Source organism: Clostridium chrysemydis (assembly GCF_015234215.1).
In the GTDB taxonomy this organism is placed as follows: Bacteria; Bacillota; Clostridia; order Clostridiales; family Clostridiaceae; genus Clostridium; species Clostridium chrysemydis.
The window spans coordinates 386,575-403,235 of sequence record NZ_JADEKP010000001.1 but is presented as its reverse complement, the minus strand read 5'-3'; the positions used below and the strand labels follow the sequence as shown (position 1 = coordinate 403,235).

Genomic DNA, 16,661 nt, shown 5'->3' with positions numbered 1-16,661 from the left:
TAAAAATATTTTATTTTTAATTTTTATATTATTTACAGTTATCTTCTAATAATTTTATAGTTTTAGCAACAACTATATCTTTTTCTATCATTGGTCTTTGAGTTTGAACTAACATTTTAGCCATCTCTTCTGCATTGTCTCCAGCATACATTTTAGCAACTTCTGTAGCTTTTTCGTTTACTTCTTCTTCAGTTGCTTCTATGTTTTCAGCTTTAGCTATAGCTTCTAAAACTAAGTCAGCTTTAACTTTCTTTTCTGCATTTTCTTTCATGTAAGCTCTCATTTTATCTTCAGTGTTTCCTGTGAATTGAAGATATTGCTCTAATGATAATCCTTGGTATCCTAATTTTTGCTCTAAATCTTTTACCATGTTATCTATTTCTTTTTCATACATAACTTCTGGCACTTCCATTTTAGCATTTTCGATAGCAGCACTTATTAAAGCATCTTTAAATTCGTTTTCTACTTGCTCATCTTTATTTTTTTGGAATTTTTCTTTTATATCAGCTTTTAAATCAGCTAATGTTTCAAATTCTGAAACTTCTTTTGCAAATTCATCATCAAGTTCTGGTAATTCTTTTGCTTTGATTTCTTTAACAGTTACTTCAAAAGTAGCTTCTTTTCCGTTTAAGTCTTCTTTACCATACTCAGCTGGGAAAGTAACTTTAATTGATTTTTCTTCTCCTTTTGCAAGACCTATTAATTGATCTTCAAAGTTATCTATAAATGAACCTGAACCGATTTCTAAAGCGTAATCATGTCCTTCTCCACCTTCAAATGCTACTCCATCTATGAATCCTTTAAAGTCAATAAGAGCTACATCGCCTTTTTCAACTTTTCCATCTTCTTTAACTTCTACTCTAGCATTTTGTTTTTGCATAGAATCTAATTGAGCGTTAACTTCTTCATCAGATACTTCTAAAGTATTTTTCTTAACTTCTAAACCTTTGTATTCTCCAAGTTCAACTTCTGGATAAACAGTAACTTCAGCTGTATAAACTAAATCTTTACCTTTTCCAATTTCTTTAATATCAACTCTTGGGAAGTCAACAGGTCTTATGTTGTTTTCTTCTATTACTGTAGGATATGTTTCACTGATACATGTATTTGCAGCATCATCAAAGAATACTTCAGTTCCATACATTTTTTCTATCATGTGCATTGGTACTTTACCTTTTCTAAATCCAGGTACAGCAAATCTTTTTTTGTTTTTGTTAAATGCTTTATTTAAAGCAGCAGTGAATTTCTCTGCTTCTACTCTCACTTCAAATTTAACTATATTGTTTTCTATTTTTTCCATTTTAGCTTCCATTTTTGTTATTCCTCCTAAAATAGTTATTCTACTAGTTTATAACTCTTAATAATTTAACTAGCTTATTATAACATAGTTTCCTATTTATTATCAAATATTTATAGCTTGCACGAGTGCTATTTTACAATATTACCCTTATCATCTATAATATATTCGCTTTTATCTATTTTAACTTCTATTCCCTTATCTTTTTTTATGTCGCCTATATCTATTTTGTTACCTGAAAGTTTGAACATTACTTTATCTTCTTTATTACTTATATCATAAATCCAAACATACTCTTTAGTTGCAGAAGTTCCAAAGTAAGGTAACTGACTTACATATATTATAGTGTCTTCATTAATAAACTTTGGCTCTGCATGCCATTTATAATTTTTATCAGCTTCTAAACGACTATCTTTTGGGAATTTAGTTCCATTTTTTGATACGTATTGTTTTTTAGTTATATCAGTTACTTTATAATCTTTTTCACCACTTAATTTAATTAAGTACATGTTTTGATTCTTATCTAAAGCAATAATTTCATCTTTATCAGGTGAAACATCAAAATTATAGCCTTTTTTATCTTCTATTTCTTTAACTTTTCCTTTTTTATCTTCAAGTTCATATTGGATTTTTATTTGATCTTTATTAGGAAGTTCTACATCTAGAAATGTTTTCTCTACTTCAACAGGCTTTTCTTCTACTTCAGTATTTTGTTCTGGAGCTTTAGCTTTTGGTTCTTCTTTTTTATCACTATCTACCCAAGCTTGTAATTTATTTCGTACACTACTAAAATCCATATCTTTTATTTTAAAATTGTATAAAAGAGCCCCCCCTATAATAAGTATAACCCCTATTATTAAAGCGATTCTTATTTTTCTTTTTTTCATTCTCTTTTCATAATCTCTGCTGAATATGCTTGGTTTTGACAAAACTAGTACCTCCTAAAATTTTCGTATATTTACTAAATATATTATAACCTAATATACCCATTTACATTATTTTTTATTTTTACAAGAACAATTGCAACTTTTAATTCCTAAAGATTCCTTTTCTTCTTTTGAAAGATTAGCTACATTATCTGTGTAATCTTCGTAATCAGGAGCATCCTTTAAGAAATCATCTTTTTTTAATATTATCATTATATATCACTCCTTAATTTATCCTTCAATTTTTATTTATCTCAATTCTATCATAAATTATTACAAAATTTAATAAATTTTATTTATTATAAGTAATTCTTAATTATTTAGGGTCATAATTTAGGGGTATGTTACGAAAATGCAGATATTTTATTAATATTTTATTAATTGGATGATTTTGTATTGAAACTTTTCTTCTTTGTTGTATAATATAATTAACAAGTAAAACAACTTGTTTTTAAAAAGCCCATACCACTCTAATAGCAAAAGCTATAGAGTTTAAATAAACCCCACAATTGTTCATTTATTCCCTTTCTTAAATGAACAAACCCTTTAACCTGTACAGTCATGTACAGGTTTTTTATTTTATATTTTAAAATTGAATAAAAAAAATGCCACACAAAAAGTGTGACATTAAATTCAATTTTTTATACGTACGCCATAGGGCTTACATGTTGTCCATTTTTTCTTACTTCCCAATGAAGATGAGGGCCTGTACTATTTCCAGTGCTTCCGACATTTGCAATGACTTGTCCTTGTTTTACACTTTGTCCTTCCGTAACATTATATGCACTAGTGTGCCCATATAATGTTTGTTCACCATTTCCGTGGTCTATTATTACAGTTTTACCATATCCACTTACCCAGCCTGCAAGTACTACAGTACCATCAGCTGCCGCTTTTATAGGTGCACCATTTGGCGCTCCTAAATCTACTCCTGTGTGAAATCCAACTTGTCCTTGTATTGGATGAATTCTAGGACCATAAGGGCTAGTTACAGGTCCACTTGTAGGTCTTATGTACTTTCCACTTACATGTTCTCCACCTGAATCACTACTTCCGTGATTTGAACTATTTGAAGAACCGCTATTACTACTGTTATTATTAGTACTATTATTTTTATTATTTAACTCCTCAAAAAGCTTATCTATTTGATCTTGAAGTTCTTTGTTATATGATTCTAAATCATTTATTTCATCTTTTATGCTACTTTCCTTTTTAGACATATTATCTAAAACGGCCTTTTTATCATTTTCAAGTTTTTCAAGTTTTGAAAGTTCAGATTTTTGCTTATCTCTTTCTTTTTCAGCTTTTTCCTTTAAGCTTTCTTGTTCGTTTTTCTTTTCTGATATCTTAGCCTTTTCAGAATCTTTTAAAGATTTTTCTCTATCTAATTCAATTTTTTCTTCTTGAAGCTTTTTATCTAATTCTTTAGATTCTTTTATGAGTTTATTATCCATATCTATAATTTTATTCATAGTATAAATATTTGAAATCATATCTGAAAATCCATCTGAATTTAAGACAGCAGATAGCATACTAGTTCCCATATTAGTTTTGTAATATTCTCTAAGTCTACTATCTAATATCTTTTGATTTTCTTCCTTTTTCTTTTGGTTTTTCTCTATTGCTTCTTCTTTAGCTTTTACACTATTTTCGATATCTTTTATCTTATTGTTTATAGCATCAATTTCACCATTTAATTCTGAAACCTTCTTTTGATATCCTAAAACTACATTTTCTGAATCTGAAACTATTTTACCTTGTTTATCTATCTCACCTAATACTTTATTTAGTTCATCATTTTTCTTTTCTTTATTTTCGTTTACTTTATCTTTTTCTTTTTTAAGGTCATCTATCTTATCTCTATTTTCTTCTATTTTATTTTCATTATCTTTTTTACTTACAGCATATGCTGATGAGTCACCTAAAAAATAACTACTTCCTATGGCTCCTATAATAATAAAAGCTATTAACTTTTTTTTCATGAATCTAAAAACCTCCTGTAGTTCAGCTTAGCGAGAAGTTTTCTACGTCAGAAACAACCCACTTTCCGTCCTTATAAATAATTTTCGTAAAGAATTTAGTACTTTTACTTTCTTTCCCTAACCCAAATAAAACTTTACTTACATCATAATTTACATCACAAACAACGCTTCCTTTAAATTCACCATTCTCATAAGTGAACTTACTTTTATCTTCATCTATGTTTATACCTGTTATTTCGTACTGATTTTTCAAGAAAAAGTATTTCTTTTCTAAAACACTAAACACTTTATCTTTAGCCTCATTTGTTGCTGCATTAATTAATTCCTTATTTTCCTCATTTAGGGCTTTAAAAACACTATCATAAAAACTATCTACTAAAGTTTGAACTTCATTAAATAATTCATCATTTTTAATATTTAAACTTATAGTTATATCTGGTTTATCTTTAATTTGAACCTCTTCACTTTTAACTTTTCCCCAAGGCAATTCCTTTTCTATATTAACCTTTACGCTTCCATCACTTGGAAAAGGTCCTGCATTTTTAAATTCTTTTACCGTTTTGTTTGAGTCTTCACCATTTATATAAACTTTAGCATCATCAAAATTTGAATGAAGGGTAATAAAATTTGCACCTATTTTAAAATTAATTTTTTCATCTTTCATAAGTAAAATAGACTCTTCTTTTTTTATGTCACCAAATTCGCTTTTAATTACACCTTTTAATTTATACTCGCCTGGAATTAAACCTTTAATTTCTGTTGTTCCTTTAATTTCTTTATCATTTAAATATAAATCTGCATCTTTATTATCATTTTCTATAGTTAATGTGAATGTATTTAAATCCAAACTATAATTTTCTAAAAATAAAGATTTACTAGATGTAAGTTTCATAACTTTTGAATTACCATCTTTTATATCATCCATTAAATTATTCACTAAAGTATCTTTTCCTTTATAGTAATCACTTAATGGTTTTAACTCTTCTTTTGTAGCCTTTTCACCATCTATTTTAATAACATCATCTAAAGTGCTAACACTACCTTTAACTAACCCTCTTTGAAGCTTTTTTAAAGTTCCTTCTTTAGTACTTATTATATTTCCAAAGAAAAAACCAACACCAAAAATTATGACAATACAAATTATTGAAATAAGAATTATATTCTTTTTAAAGAACTCCTTTTTATCCCCGTGTTTTAAATCATAAAAACTATCTTTTAATCTATCAAAGAATGTTAAAAGTTTCTCCTTAAACTTAGACATAACACAACCCCTTTTAATAATACTCTTTATTTTTTATTTAAATCAACCTAATAGCTTTAGAAAAATAAACTCTTAATATTATTTTAATATTTTTTAGTTATTAATTAAATATGCTATGATTTAAAATCATAGCATATTTATATTACTCTAATATATCAATTATCCATTTACCACAATCAACGCATTTATATACTCTTATAACAAATAAATCTAAAACATCTTTATTAAATACATTTTCGTATTTTTCTAATTCTTCCTTAGTAATAAATTCATCTTCATCATTTATATAACCGTGAATTTCTATAATGTAATTATCTTTACTAACTCCGCAACACTCATCATTTACTGAAGTACATGTTATTCTTTCAGCTTCTAAAGAATCTTGCATCTCTGAAATTATAGGGATAATATCTTCATATTCTTCAATATCATCTAAGAAGTCCTCTTTTGTAAAGATAAGTTCTTCTCCCTTTACCCCTTTTACATCATCGTTATATTTAACTTTAAATAGTATATCTAAATTGTTTTCCATAGTTTTTCCTCCAAAGTCTATATTTCTAACTAGTATTTTACAACACTATGATATAATATACAAAGAAATAATTACATTTAGGAGGCCGCTATGATTTTTGATACACATATGCATACTATTCTTTCATCTGATAGTCAAATGGAAATAGCAGACTTAATCGAATCTAAAAACATTCTAAATATAGGAACTATTTTAACTGAGCATGTAGATTTTAACTATCCAGATCCAAACCTATTTAGAGCAGATATAGATAACTTTTTTAAGTCTTACTCTAAATATAGAGATAGCTCTTTATTGCTTGGAGTTGAAATTGGTTTATCTTCCTCTATAGTAGAAAAGAATAAGAATTTAATATCATCTTATCCTTTTGATTATGTAATAGGTTCAATTCATTCTATAAAAGATATAGATATTTACAGTTTCTTTGATACAAATAATATGGAAAAAGAAGAGTTCTTTAAAACTTATTTTGAAGAAGGAATAAAATATATAAAAGAGTTCGATGACTTCGATTCTTTAGGGCATATAGATTATCCTTGTAGATATTGTAATTACGAAAATAACGAATTTACTTTAAAAGAACATGAGCACTATTTAAAAAAATTATTTAAGATATTAATAGATAAAAAGAAAGTTTTAGAGTTAAATACAAGAAGGCTTAATAATCCAAAAGTTTACAACGCATTACTTCCTGTGTACAAGCTTTATAAAAACCTTGGAGGAAAATACGTCACTTTAGGTTCTGATGCCCACGAAGCTAAAAGCATTGGTGTAAATTTTAAACTAGCTAAAAGATTTTTAGAAGAAACAGACCTTATACCTGTATATTTTCAAAATAGGATTATGAAATCATCTTAAAATTAAAGGCACCTAAAAATTAGGTGCCAAAATTATAAAAACCTTCGTTAAAATAAATCAATTAAATTATTAAAATCCCTATCATCAATTAATTCCACTCTTTGGAATAATAATTCATAGAATTTATCTTCTTCTAAACTATCTGGATTCTTAAGAAATTTTTTTTCACTATTTTTGTTAATAAAAATGCCTATATTTTCTTTACTAATATAAAATACTAAATTTAAATAATAACGATCAATAAATATAGAGTCATCCTTTGGTATGATTTGAAATTGTTGATAAAAAGGCATTTTATCATTAAATTTACTTAAGCTTAAATCACTATTGTTATAAATAGACCTTACTATAAACCCAAACTTTTCAAAAGATTCTAAAATATTTTTAATTTCTAAAATAGGTTTAATTTTAATATATACTCTGTCATGATTTGCAATTGAATTTAAAGAACAAATTTCAGATTCAACCCAAACGCCAAACTCACCTGAGTTTAATGGCATATCCTCAGGACTTTTTATTTTAAAGGGAATTTTTATTATTTCACCTTCATTTATAGTTTTGTTAACTATCAAATCCTCTTCTTTAATTATAAATTCTTTAATTCTTTTAGAGCACTTAGTATATATTTCGTATTCAGTTTTTAAAAATACTTTTATATAGGGTATTTCTTGCTTTACCTTACCTCCTAAAATTTCTACATAACCTTTTATAACTTCACCTGAAATAATCTCTTCCGTTTTCAAATCCACTTTACTTTTAGCGTATATGCTATATACGGAATTTGAAAGTCTTTTACTCCATAAGCTCATAAAATCAGTCCTTTATTTTAAGGTTTTCTATATAGTTTATTCTTAATTTTTTAAGTAATTACTCATATTTTAAAAGTGAATTTATAAGGAATAAATTTTACTCCCTCAACTTCTTGCTCTTTGCATAATTTTTTAAATCCTAAAGAATTAAATATTTCTTCTAAATAGAGTGGTACATTTATTATTTTAGGTTTATCGCAAAAGTCAGAATAAGACTTAATTAGCTTTTTAGTTAATTCTAAATCATTTTTCGGAATAAAGAATAAATTAATATAGTTATAAGGTCTAACTTCCATAACACCTTTTATTTCCTCTAAACCCTTAGCTATTATAAATCTACTTCCAGAGTTTCTTCTTTCTTTTAGCTCTTCTTCACTTATATTATTTAAAAATTCCACTCTTCCACTTTTTGAAAAATTATATTTTTCGTAAGAGTTGAAGTTTTTAGTTATTAATTTTTTTATACCTTCTAATTCTTTAATTTCCGCCTCTTTGACTAAGATATCTTCTTTCAAAGTCTTTCCCCCTTATATTAAATAAATACAGTTATTAATACTGTCTTTTTTAATATATTATTACCATCTTTTACAAATTAATACTTCTTATTTTCTTTCTAGTACAAATTTATTTTTCAAAATTAAAAAATCCTCTAAATCGTTTAAAAACTGTAATAGCATAGCTCTATTTTCAAATTCCTCTCTCGTTTTTGGAAGATCCATCTTTTTGTAACTTTCCCTTAAGTCATCAGTCCTTTTTAGTAACTCAATGCAATCATTGGTAAAATAAATATTTTGTGCAATTTCTCTTGTAAATTCAGACATTATAAGCATCTGTGAATAAGTCATAGTAAACCTTGAAAAGTGAGCTCTCATTTTTAAAATAACCTCTAATTGTGCACTTCTCATTTCTACATAATCTAAATAGTATTTATCTTCTTTAAATATATTATTTTTACTTATTTTATAAGCTAATTCTCTCGATTCTAAAATCAAACTCTTTGCTAAATCTAATCTTTTTTGTTCATTTATACTCACAGCTTTAGATATAAAAGAATCAGACATATCTAATAAAATCCTTCTATAAAGATTTTCAATCATCACTTTATCTTTATTAAATTTTTCTTCAAGTGATGGCATATATAAATTAAATAAGGTCGCTACCCCTATCCCTATAGTAAGCAAACCTACCTCATTATAAATCCAAGTAATGTTTATATTTGAACTAACTAAAAGGTGAGTAGATAAAACTGCACCAGCTACCATCCCTTCTTCTATATTAAACTTTTTTGTTAATGGTATAAATATCAATAAAAACAGTCCAAAAATAAAAGAATTATTTCCAAGGCAAACATATAAAAGATATGAAATCAATACCGCGATTATACCTGCAATAAATCTTCTAATCCCAACTATAATTGTATCCTTCTTAGTATTTTGAATACTTAAAATAGCGATTATTCCACTTGTTACTCCAAACTGTAACCCTAAAGAGTTTGAAACTAAAATTGCAATAGATGCTGAAATTGCAATTTTTATAGTATTACTATTAATAAAATTCATGTATCCTCCTATAAATATAAAGAGAATTGTTATTTTTTAAACAATCCTCTTTTTATCTATCTATTTAATATCATTTTCTATTTTTTTAAATGCATAATCTAAAGTTCCTTTTAGATTGTTATTGTTTTTCCCTCCACCTTGAGATAAGAATTTGCTTCCGCCGCCTCTTCCATCAATAAGTGAGATTGCATCTTTTAAAAGTATATTCATATCAATATTTTTAATATTTTTAGATGCTCCAAATATTAAGTTAGCTTTATCTTCGTTTTCTATTCCAAAAAGTGTTATTATATTATCATTTTCTAAAAGCCTATTTGTTAATTTGCTTATATTTTTTATGCTATCTTCTTTAAATATTTCTTTTATAATAGTAATATTATTTACCTTTTCTGATTTTTCTATAAATTCTTTTACTTTATAATCATCAAGTTCTATTCTTAAATTTTTGTTTTCATTTGATAATTCTTTAATTTTATCATTTAATTTATTTAAACTATTTAATGTTTCATCTTCACTACAACTTAAACTTCTACATATAGTTCTTGAAAAGCTATCTTTATTTAAATAATCTTTTATAGCTCTATTTCCTGCTAAATACTCTATTCTAGTATTGCCTTTATGTTTTTCAAACCTTTTTAAAGTTATAGCTTGAAGCTCTATTGTACTTTTAACGTGTACCCCACAGCAAGCATTTACATCTAAATCATCTATAATAACTATTCTTATATCTTCTTTAGTGTTTGGAAGAGCTCTTCTTATTTTTAATTTTTTAAGTTCACTTTTCGTTGGAATTATAGTTTTAACTTCTCTATTTTCAAAAATTATTTGATTTACCATCTCTTCTGCTTTTCTTATTTCTTCTTCTGTAACTGTTCCTTCAATATCTATAGTACTTATATCCTTTCCTAAATGAATACCACAAGTATTTTTATTAAACAATTTAAAAAAGCAACCTGAAAGTGCATGCTGAGCTAAATGTTGCTGCATAAAATCATATCTTTTTTCCCAATCTATTTTGCAAGAAACTTTATGTATTTTAATTGGTTTATTTTGTGTTATGTGATAGATAATTCCATATTCTTCTATTGTATCTATTACTTTATTATTATCTATATAACCAGTATCAGAAGGTTGCCCTCCCCCTCCAGGGAAAAATGCACTTTCCTCTAACTCTACATAAAACTTATCGCCTTTTTCTATGATATTAGTAATTTCAGTTTTGAATTCTTTTATATATTCATCAACATAATATAATTTTTCCATTTTTAATTCACCTCTTATTTATATAGTTGATTATAACATATAAAAAATAAAGTACTTAATTTAAAATAAGTATTTTTCTTAATTTATTTTTATATAATTCACAATAAAAATTACGTTTAGATTAATAATAAATTACTATTTTATAACCTTTATAGTTAATCTAATAATTTTATGTATAATGAAGAAAACATAGGAGGTATTACTTATGATAAATAAATTCTTTAAGAATAATGATAATAAGAAATTCAAGTTTTTATTTAAAGATCTTAGATATCTAAACAAGCATGTGTTATTTAGTATGTTATTTTTGGCTTCTTTTGGAATATTAAATATATATTTAGCAACAAAATGGACTGAAAACCCAACTTTTTACGTTATTAAGCAAGCACTTTGGTTTTTAGTATCTTTGATTTCTCTTTATTTTTATTAAAAATAGATTATAGAATATTTTATAAGTATTCAAATATTTTATATTGGTTTGGAATATTTCTTCTTATCTTAACCAAACTTTTAGGTTCTAATATAGGTGGTGGAACCCGTTGGATTGTGTTTGGCCCCATTTCTTTTCAAACAACTGAAGTTATAAAGTTATTTATAATAATTATGATAGGAAGCCGTCTTGAAAACTTCAATGGTAATGTTAATAACATTAAAAACCTAATAAACTTAATATTATATTTAGCTCTACCTATTCTATTTGTTTTTGCCCAACCTGATTTTGGAATGTCTATAGTTATTAGTTTTATGGTTTTTTGCATGATTTTCATTTCAGGGCTTGATATGAAAATTATTTTGTCAACCATTATGCTTATAGTAATTTCTCTTTTACTATTTTGGAACATTGGCATTATTAAAGATTATCAAAAAGATAGAGTTTTATCTTTTATGAATCAATCTGGTGATACAAGTGGACAAGGATATCATTTAAGTCAATCCTTAACCTCAATAGGTTCTGGAGGTGTTTTAGGAAATAGACCATCTATAAAAAACGATGGTAAATCAAGTTATGCTGGATATAATGTACCAGAAGTACAAACTGATTTTATTTTTGCAGCTATAGGAGAACAATTCGGACTTTTAGGAGCCTTAACTCTTTTAAGTGCCTATGGAACAATGCTATTTAATATGATTAAAATCTCCAAAAATTCAAAAGATATTTTTGGTTCTACTGTATCAGTTGGAATAATAGCATACTTTCTCCTTGCTATATTGCAAAATATAGGAATGACTATTGGAATTACTCCAATTTCCGGAATTACCCTTCCCCTTGTTAGTTATGGAGGTAGCTCCCTTTTAACTACAATATTATCTATAGGGATAGTATTAAATATAGGGATGAGAAAAGAGCCTTTAAGATTTTAAATATAAATAAAAAAGATGTATATTAGCTTTAAAAACTAATATACATCTTTTTTCTATTAAACTATGAAAAATGCAGCTGCAATAATTACATATACTGCTAAAAGCTGAACACCTTCAAGCCAGTTAGACTCACCATCATTTGCAACTCTATTTACAATAAGTACTGATACAATAAGTGCTGCTAATTCAAATGGATTAAAAACTATACTCATCGGAGTAAATATTAAACTTAAAAATATTAATACAGGTGCAACAAATAATATTATCTGAAGACTAGATCCTATTGCAATTTCAACTGCAACATCCATTTTATTTTTAAGTGCCATAACAATAGCTGTGCTATGTTCTGCAGCATTTCCGATTATAGGTATTATTATTATACCTACAAAGAACTCACTAAGTCCTAAACTCTTTGTCATAGGCTCAACGGCTCCAACTAAAATTTCACTTTCAAGTGCTATAAGTAGCGTAGAAACACCTAAAACTAAAATTGATTTTTTTAAAGTCCACTTAGCTTTTTCTAAGTTTTCTTCACTGTTTGATACAGCATATATATCTTTATGAGTAAAGAATGAAAATACTAAGCTTAGTATGTAAATAATAAACATTATAACTGCAACAAAAATACTTAATCCTTCGTATTTTGTATTTAGTAAATCCGGACTAATTGTATGTGTAAATATAGCAGGTACACTAAGTCCAATAACAGCAAAAAGTAACATACTAGCACTTACTTCAATTACTTTTTTATTAAACTTTTGAGTCTTATATTTTAGTCCACCAAGTAACATACTTGCACCTAAAACTAAAAGTGTATTTCCTATAACTGAACCTGCAATAGATGCTTTTACAACGTCAAAAAGCCCACTTTTTAATGCAAAGAAAGATATTATAAGTTCTGTCGCATTCCCAAATGTTGCATTTAAAAATCCTCCAATTTTAGGACCTGTATAGCATGATATCTCTTCTGTAGCTTCCCCCATCATTCCAGCTAAAGGTACTATAGCTAAAGCTGATAATAAAAAGTTTACAGTAGGTGAAAAATGCATAAATTCGCCTATAATACTTAAGGGTATAAATATTAAAAGTACTTTTAAAAATTTCATAATTTTCCTCGTTTCTAAATTTTTTAAACAAGAATATTTTACCCTAAAATTGTTAACTCAATATAAATTTATAAAAAAACTAGCTAAAATTTTTAGCTAGTCTTCTGTAAATTCATATACAAACTCTAATCCGTGTGAAATCTTTATTCCGTTTAACCCATATTCATATACGTTTAGATTATTTTTTCTCATTTCTTCTATAAGATTTTCATGAAGCATCTTCATCTCAAAACCATTTCTTTGTAAAAATTCCATAGTTTCAACCTTGTCGTTAGTAACTAAGCTCCATATTCTACTGCATCCTTCTTCTTTAGCCTTTTCTATAAGCTTTTTAAGAAGAATATTTTTAATTCTATCATCTTCTGTTATTGTGTATATTTTTACAATTTCCATTCCCCTAACGCCTACTTTATAATACGCAATACCCTTAGGATCATTTTCTCCTAAAGCGTGAATTCCCTCAAAAAGCATAAATGCATCAAGGTTATCTAAATTGTAAATCTTGCCCTTTGCTATAACGTTTTTATCTATTTCTTTCTCCTTTAGAAAGTTATCTATAATATCTTTATCTAAAGTATTTGTGTTCATAATCTCTATCATAATTCTTCCCCCTAGCATATCTAGTTCTTCGTTAATCTTTGTTAATATTATAACATACTTTTTTAAATCTTTCACTTATATTTTTTAATTATTCTAAAAATTCTATCTTAATCAAAAGTTTTTTCTATTCCTTTCATTATATGCACTAAAAAAAGTAATCCTAGCTATTTAAAACTTTGTCATTTTATTAACTTTTTTGTTCTATATATTCATTCTTTTTTAACACAAATTAAATCAAAATGGGTGTTGACTTTTATAATTTAGCGGGTATATAATAAATGCAAGCGATAGGACAAATCGCAAAACAAAATTTTAAATCACAAAGACTAAGAAGAGAACAAGTAGAAATAAACCCTTCTTAACAGAAAGTTGCTGGTTGATGAGAAGCGCTAAAGAAATTTATTTTGAATACATCTTGGAGTCAGTTGTTGAACTCTAACAATTTAGATATTAGGCAATATCGGTTAGTTACCGTTAATAACTATTAATGAGATTGTATAAAATTTATACGATGAATTAAGGTGGTACCGCGTGAATACTCTCGCCCTTATTATATAAGGGGCGAGTTTTTTTATACTTAAATTTAAATACTCATACTAGTTAAAGAGTATTTACATCGTGAAAAATAAAAATAAATGGAGGTTTTGGATATGAAAGGAAACGTATTAGATACATTAATGGAACGTGGATACATTAAACAATTCACACACGAGGAAGAAACAAGAGAATTATTAGGAAAAGAGAACATAACTTTCTACATCGGATTTGATCCAACTGCTGATAGCTTACACGTAGGACATTTCATTGCTCTTATGTTTATGGCTCACATGCAACAACACGGACACAGACCTATAGTATTAATAGGTGGTGGTACTGTAACTGTTGGAGACCCAAGTGGAAAAACTGATATGAGAAAAATGCTTACAGATGAGCAAATCAATCATAACGTTGAGTCAATAAAATCTCAAATGTCAAGATTCATAGATTTCTCAGATGATAAAGCAATACTTGTAAATAACGCTGACTGGTTAAGAAGCTTAAACTACATTGATTTCTTAAGAGAGGTTGGCGGACACTTCACAGTTAATAAAATGTTAGCTGCTGATTGTTTCAAAAAGAGATTTGAACTTGAAAGAGGATTATCATTCCTTGAATTTAACTACATGTTAATGCAAGCTTACGATTTCGTAGAACTTAGCAGAAAATACGATTGTAGAATGGAACTAGGTGGAGATGACCAATGGTCAAATATGATCGCTGGAGTTGACTTAGTAAGAAAGAAAGATCAAAAGAACGTATTTGCAATGACTTGTACTCTTCTTACAAATAGTGAAGGAGAGAAAATGGGAAAAACTGTTGGTGGAGCTTTATGGCTAGACCCAGAAAGAGTTTCTCCATTTGAGTTCTTCCAATACTGGAGAAACGTTGCTGATGCAGACGTTGAAAAATGCTTAAAGCTTTTAACTTTTGTACCAGTAGACGAAATAAAAGAATTATGTGCAGTTGAAGGTGCTGCAATGAACACTGCTAAAGAAAGATTAGCATTTGAAGTAACTAAATTAGTTCATGGTGAAGAAAATGCTGAAAAAGCACTTCAAGCTTCAAAAGCTTTATTCCAAGGTGGAGTTGATTTAGAGCACGTTCCTACTATAGAAATTACTGAAGATCATTTAGGAAAAGGTATATTAGATATCTTAGTTGAATTCGATGTTATACCATCAAAAGCTGAAGGTAAAAGATTAGTTCAACAAGGAGGATTATCAATAAACGATGAAAAAGTTACTGATATATTCTTCAAACTAGAAAAAGATCATCTTGCTGAAGGACACGCTCTTGTTAAAAGAGGTAAAAAAGGCTTCAACAAAATAGTAATTAAATAATTAACCACTCAAATTAAATTAGCTGTTTAAATTAACCACTCATTAATTTAAATATATATACACTACTCATTTTGACTTAATAATATAGAAGAGAGATATAGACTAGGAACTATATCTCTCTTTCTTTTTTATACTAATTATTAAATAGACTAGAATTTTATGAAATTAATATTAACCTTACTACCTTCTTAATCATAATACTTATAAACCACTGTATAATTATATTTATCTAATAAATAAGGAGTTTTAAAAATGGATAAAACTATAATAAACCAAGTTATAATTTTATTTTTAATTATGCTTGTCGGTATCTTTTGCCGCAAAAAAAATATATTAACCGAGGAAAGCACAACTTCCCTCTCAAATCTTATGTTAAACATAACCCTCCCTGCACTTATAATATCTTCTTTTAATTATACTGTTTCAAAAGAATTAGAGTTTAATTGCTTAAGAATATTTATATATGCAACAATAATTCATATCTTTCTTATTATAATATCTAAATTTCTATGTTTTAAGGAGGCTCCTGATTCTTCTATAGTTTTAAGGTCTAGTTATATATTTTCAAATGCAGGCTTTATGGGATACCCTCTTATGGCTGGAATATACGGAAAAGTTGGAGTTTTATATACTGCAATCTTTGGAATACCATATAATATAATACTTTTTACATTCGGTAGTTTTTTATTTTCTAAGAAAAGCTTTAAATCATCGAAAAAAGATGTACTTAAAACTATTTTATTAAATCCAGGTATTATAGCTACCTTTTTAGGAATAATGCTTATGCTTACTAATTTAAAATTGCCAGAACCCTTATTTAAAGCTGTTTCTTCTATAGGGGATATGACTACTCCACTAGCTATGATTATAGTAGGTGGAATGTTAAGTACAGTCAATTTTAAGGATATATTTAAAGATAAAAAGATGTATTTAATAAGTTTTATAAAGCTTATACTTATCCCTATTTTAGTTTATTTAGTAGTAACAATTTTAGGTGAAACTAAAGAACTTAGAACTATATGCGTATTACTTGAAGCCACTCCAGCTGCTGTTGTAGTTTCAATATTTGCAAAGAGATACAACATAAAAGAAGATTTAGCCGCAAAGGTATCATTTATAACAACTTTACTTTCACTATTTACAATACCTCTTATAATGTCAATATTATAACTTAAAGAGAAGGGTTTAAAATAAACCCTTCTCTTTTTATATAGATAAAAAAAAGC

The 16,661-nt window shown here is 27.0% G+C and carries 17 protein-coding genes and 1 other annotated feature; of the genes, 5 read left to right on the top strand and 12 right to left on the bottom strand.

Going from position 1 to position 16,661, the window contains the following annotated elements; all coding sequences use genetic code 11:
- Positions 1 to 28: 28 nt before the first annotated feature.
- The 6 genes from tig to INR60_RS01955 all read right to left on the bottom strand — a co-directional run bounded on the left by tig (position 29) and on the right by INR60_RS01955 (position 5,998).
- On the bottom strand, positions 29 to 1,312 hold the full coding sequence (gene tig, locus INR60_RS01980) for a trigger factor (protein WP_194189796.1): 1,284 nt from the start codon (positions 1,310 to 1,312) through the stop codon (positions 29 to 31).
- A gap of 116 nt (positions 1,313 to 1,428) precedes the next feature.
- Positions 1,429 to 2,226: a hypothetical protein gene (locus tag INR60_RS01975; protein WP_194189795.1), complete on the bottom strand. Its 798-nt coding sequence runs from the start codon at positions 2,224 to 2,226 to the stop codon at positions 1,429 to 1,431.
- A gap of 66 nt (positions 2,227 to 2,292) precedes the next feature.
- Positions 2,293 to 2,436, bottom strand: coding sequence for a hypothetical protein (locus tag INR60_RS01970; protein ID WP_194189794.1), 144 nt, complete (start codon positions 2,434 to 2,436; stop codon positions 2,293 to 2,295).
- 428 nt (positions 2,437 to 2,864) lie between these two features.
- Entirely contained in the window at positions 2,865 to 4,205 is a 1,341-nt protein-coding gene (locus tag INR60_RS01965) for a murein hydrolase activator EnvC family protein (protein WP_194189793.1), read from the bottom strand.
- A 22-nt stretch (positions 4,206 to 4,227) separates the two neighbouring features.
- Positions 4,228 to 5,466 carry a TcaA 3rd/4th domain-containing protein gene (locus tag INR60_RS01960; RefSeq protein ID WP_194189792.1) on the bottom strand — a complete coding sequence of 413 codons (1,239 nt, stop codon included), beginning with the start codon at positions 5,464 to 5,466 and terminating at the stop codon, positions 4,228 to 4,230.
- Positions 5,467 to 5,608: 142 nt separating this feature from the next.
- A complete protein-coding gene (locus tag INR60_RS01955) occupies positions 5,609 to 5,998 on the bottom strand; it encodes a hypothetical protein (RefSeq protein ID WP_238480387.1) in 390 nt (129 codons plus the stop codon).
- Positions 5,999 to 6,088: 90 nt separating this feature from the next.
- Here INR60_RS01955 and INR60_RS01950 point away from each other — a divergent pair, with 90 nt between their 5' ends.
- Positions 6,089 to 6,856, top strand: coding sequence for a histidinol-phosphatase HisJ family protein (locus tag INR60_RS01950; protein ID WP_194189791.1), 768 nt, complete (start codon positions 6,089 to 6,091; stop codon positions 6,854 to 6,856).
- A gap of 47 nt (positions 6,857 to 6,903) precedes the next feature.
- On the opposite strand, the gene INR60_RS01945 is transcribed toward INR60_RS01950, so the two are convergent.
- The 4 genes from INR60_RS01945 to INR60_RS01930 form a co-directional block, all read right to left on the bottom strand.
- Complete coding sequence (locus INR60_RS01945; RefSeq protein ID WP_194189790.1) at positions 6,904 to 7,605, bottom strand: sporulation protein; 702 nt, start codon at positions 7,603 to 7,605, stop codon at positions 6,904 to 6,906.
- Between the two features lie 122 nt (positions 7,606 to 7,727).
- Positions 7,728 to 8,180 carry a GNAT family N-acetyltransferase gene (locus INR60_RS01940; protein ID WP_194189789.1) on the bottom strand — a complete coding sequence of 151 codons (453 nt, stop codon included), beginning with the start codon at positions 8,178 to 8,180 and terminating at the stop codon, positions 7,728 to 7,730.
- Between the two features lie 87 nt (positions 8,181 to 8,267).
- Positions 8,268 to 9,224 carry an aromatic acid exporter family protein gene (locus tag INR60_RS01935; protein WP_194189788.1) on the bottom strand — a complete coding sequence of 319 codons (957 nt, stop codon included), beginning with the start codon at positions 9,222 to 9,224 and terminating at the stop codon, positions 8,268 to 8,270.
- Between the two features lie 60 nt (positions 9,225 to 9,284).
- A complete protein-coding gene (locus INR60_RS01930) occupies positions 9,285 to 10,487 on the bottom strand; it encodes an alanyl-tRNA editing protein (protein WP_194189787.1) in 1,203 nt (400 codons plus the stop codon).
- 205 nt (positions 10,488 to 10,692) lie between these two features.
- Between INR60_RS01930 and INR60_RS17270 the strand changes: the two genes are divergently transcribed.
- Together INR60_RS17270 and INR60_RS01925 are read left to right on the top strand one after the other, a co-directional pair.
- Positions 10,693 to 10,917, top strand: coding sequence for a hypothetical protein (locus INR60_RS17270; RefSeq protein WP_238480386.1), 225 nt, complete (start codon positions 10,693 to 10,695; stop codon positions 10,915 to 10,917).
- Positions 10,878 to 11,849 carry an FtsW/RodA/SpoVE family cell cycle protein gene (locus tag INR60_RS01925; protein ID WP_238480385.1) on the top strand — a complete coding sequence of 324 codons (972 nt, stop codon included), beginning with the start codon at positions 10,878 to 10,880 and terminating at the stop codon, positions 11,847 to 11,849. The genes INR60_RS17270 and INR60_RS01925 overlap by 40 nt, the downstream gene beginning before the upstream one ends.
- A 56-nt stretch (positions 11,850 to 11,905) precedes the next feature.
- On the opposite strand, the gene cax is transcribed toward INR60_RS01925, so the two are convergent.
- On the bottom strand, positions 11,906 to 12,955 hold the full coding sequence (cax, locus tag INR60_RS01920) for a calcium/proton exchanger (RefSeq protein WP_194189786.1): 1,050 nt from the start codon (positions 12,953 to 12,955) through the stop codon (positions 11,906 to 11,908).
- A gap of 96 nt (positions 12,956 to 13,051) precedes the next feature.
- Positions 13,052 to 13,630, bottom strand: a complete 579-nt coding sequence (locus tag INR60_RS01915; RefSeq protein ID WP_194189785.1) for a GNAT family protein — start codon at positions 13,628 to 13,630, stop codon at positions 13,052 to 13,054.
- 244 nt (positions 13,631 to 13,874) lie between these two features.
- Positions 13,875 to 14,107: a binding site (T-box leader), on the top strand.
- A 98-nt stretch (positions 14,108 to 14,205) separates the two neighbouring features.
- Between INR60_RS01915 and tyrS the strand changes: the two genes are divergently transcribed.
- Entirely contained in the window at positions 14,206 to 15,435 is a 1,230-nt protein-coding gene (gene tyrS, locus INR60_RS01910) for a tyrosine--tRNA ligase (RefSeq protein WP_194189784.1), read from the top strand.
- Between the two features lie 252 nt (positions 15,436 to 15,687).
- Positions 15,688 to 16,605: an AEC family transporter gene (locus INR60_RS01905; RefSeq protein WP_194189783.1), complete on the top strand. Its 918-nt coding sequence runs from the start codon at positions 15,688 to 15,690 to the stop codon at positions 16,603 to 16,605.
- The last annotated feature ends 56 nt before the right edge of the window (positions 16,606 to 16,661 follow it).

Bases quoted from the DNA above. Each gene is read 5' to 3' on its own strand.
- tig (WP_194189796.1), bottom strand. From the start codon at position 1,312: ATGGAAGCTAAAATGGAAAAAATAGAAAACAATATAGTTAAATTTGAA.
- INR60_RS01970 (WP_194189794.1), bottom strand. From the start codon at position 2,436: ATGATAATATTAAAAAAAGATGATTTCTTAAAGGATGCTCCTGATTAC.
- INR60_RS01965 (WP_194189793.1), bottom strand. From the start codon at position 4,205: ATGAAAAAAAAGTTAATAGCTTTTATTATTATAGGAGCCATAGGAAGT.
- INR60_RS01960 (WP_194189792.1), bottom strand. From the start codon at position 5,466: ATGTCTAAGTTTAAGGAGAAACTTTTAACATTCTTTGATAGATTAAAA.
- INR60_RS01955 (WP_238480387.1), bottom strand. From the start codon at position 5,998: ATGGAAAACAATTTAGATATACTATTTAAAGTTAAATATAACGATGAT.
- INR60_RS01950 (WP_194189791.1), top strand. From the start codon at position 6,089: ATGATTTTTGATACACATATGCATACTATTCTTTCATCTGATAGTCAA.
- INR60_RS01935 (WP_194189788.1), bottom strand. From the start codon at position 9,224: ATGAATTTTATTAATAGTAATACTATAAAAATTGCAATTTCAGCATCT.
- INR60_RS01930 (WP_194189787.1), bottom strand. From the start codon at position 10,487: ATGGAAAAATTATATTATGTTGATGAATATATAAAAGAATTCAAAACT.
- INR60_RS17270 (WP_238480386.1), top strand. From the start codon at position 10,693: ATGATAAATAAATTCTTTAAGAATAATGATAATAAGAAATTCAAGTTT.
- cax (WP_194189786.1), bottom strand. From the start codon at position 12,955: ATGAAATTTTTAAAAGTACTTTTAATATTTATACCCTTAAGTATTATA.
- tyrS (WP_194189784.1), top strand. From the start codon at position 14,206: ATGAAAGGAAACGTATTAGATACATTAATGGAACGTGGATACATTAAA.
- INR60_RS01905 (WP_194189783.1), top strand. From the start codon at position 15,688: ATGGATAAAACTATAATAAACCAAGTTATAATTTTATTTTTAATTATG.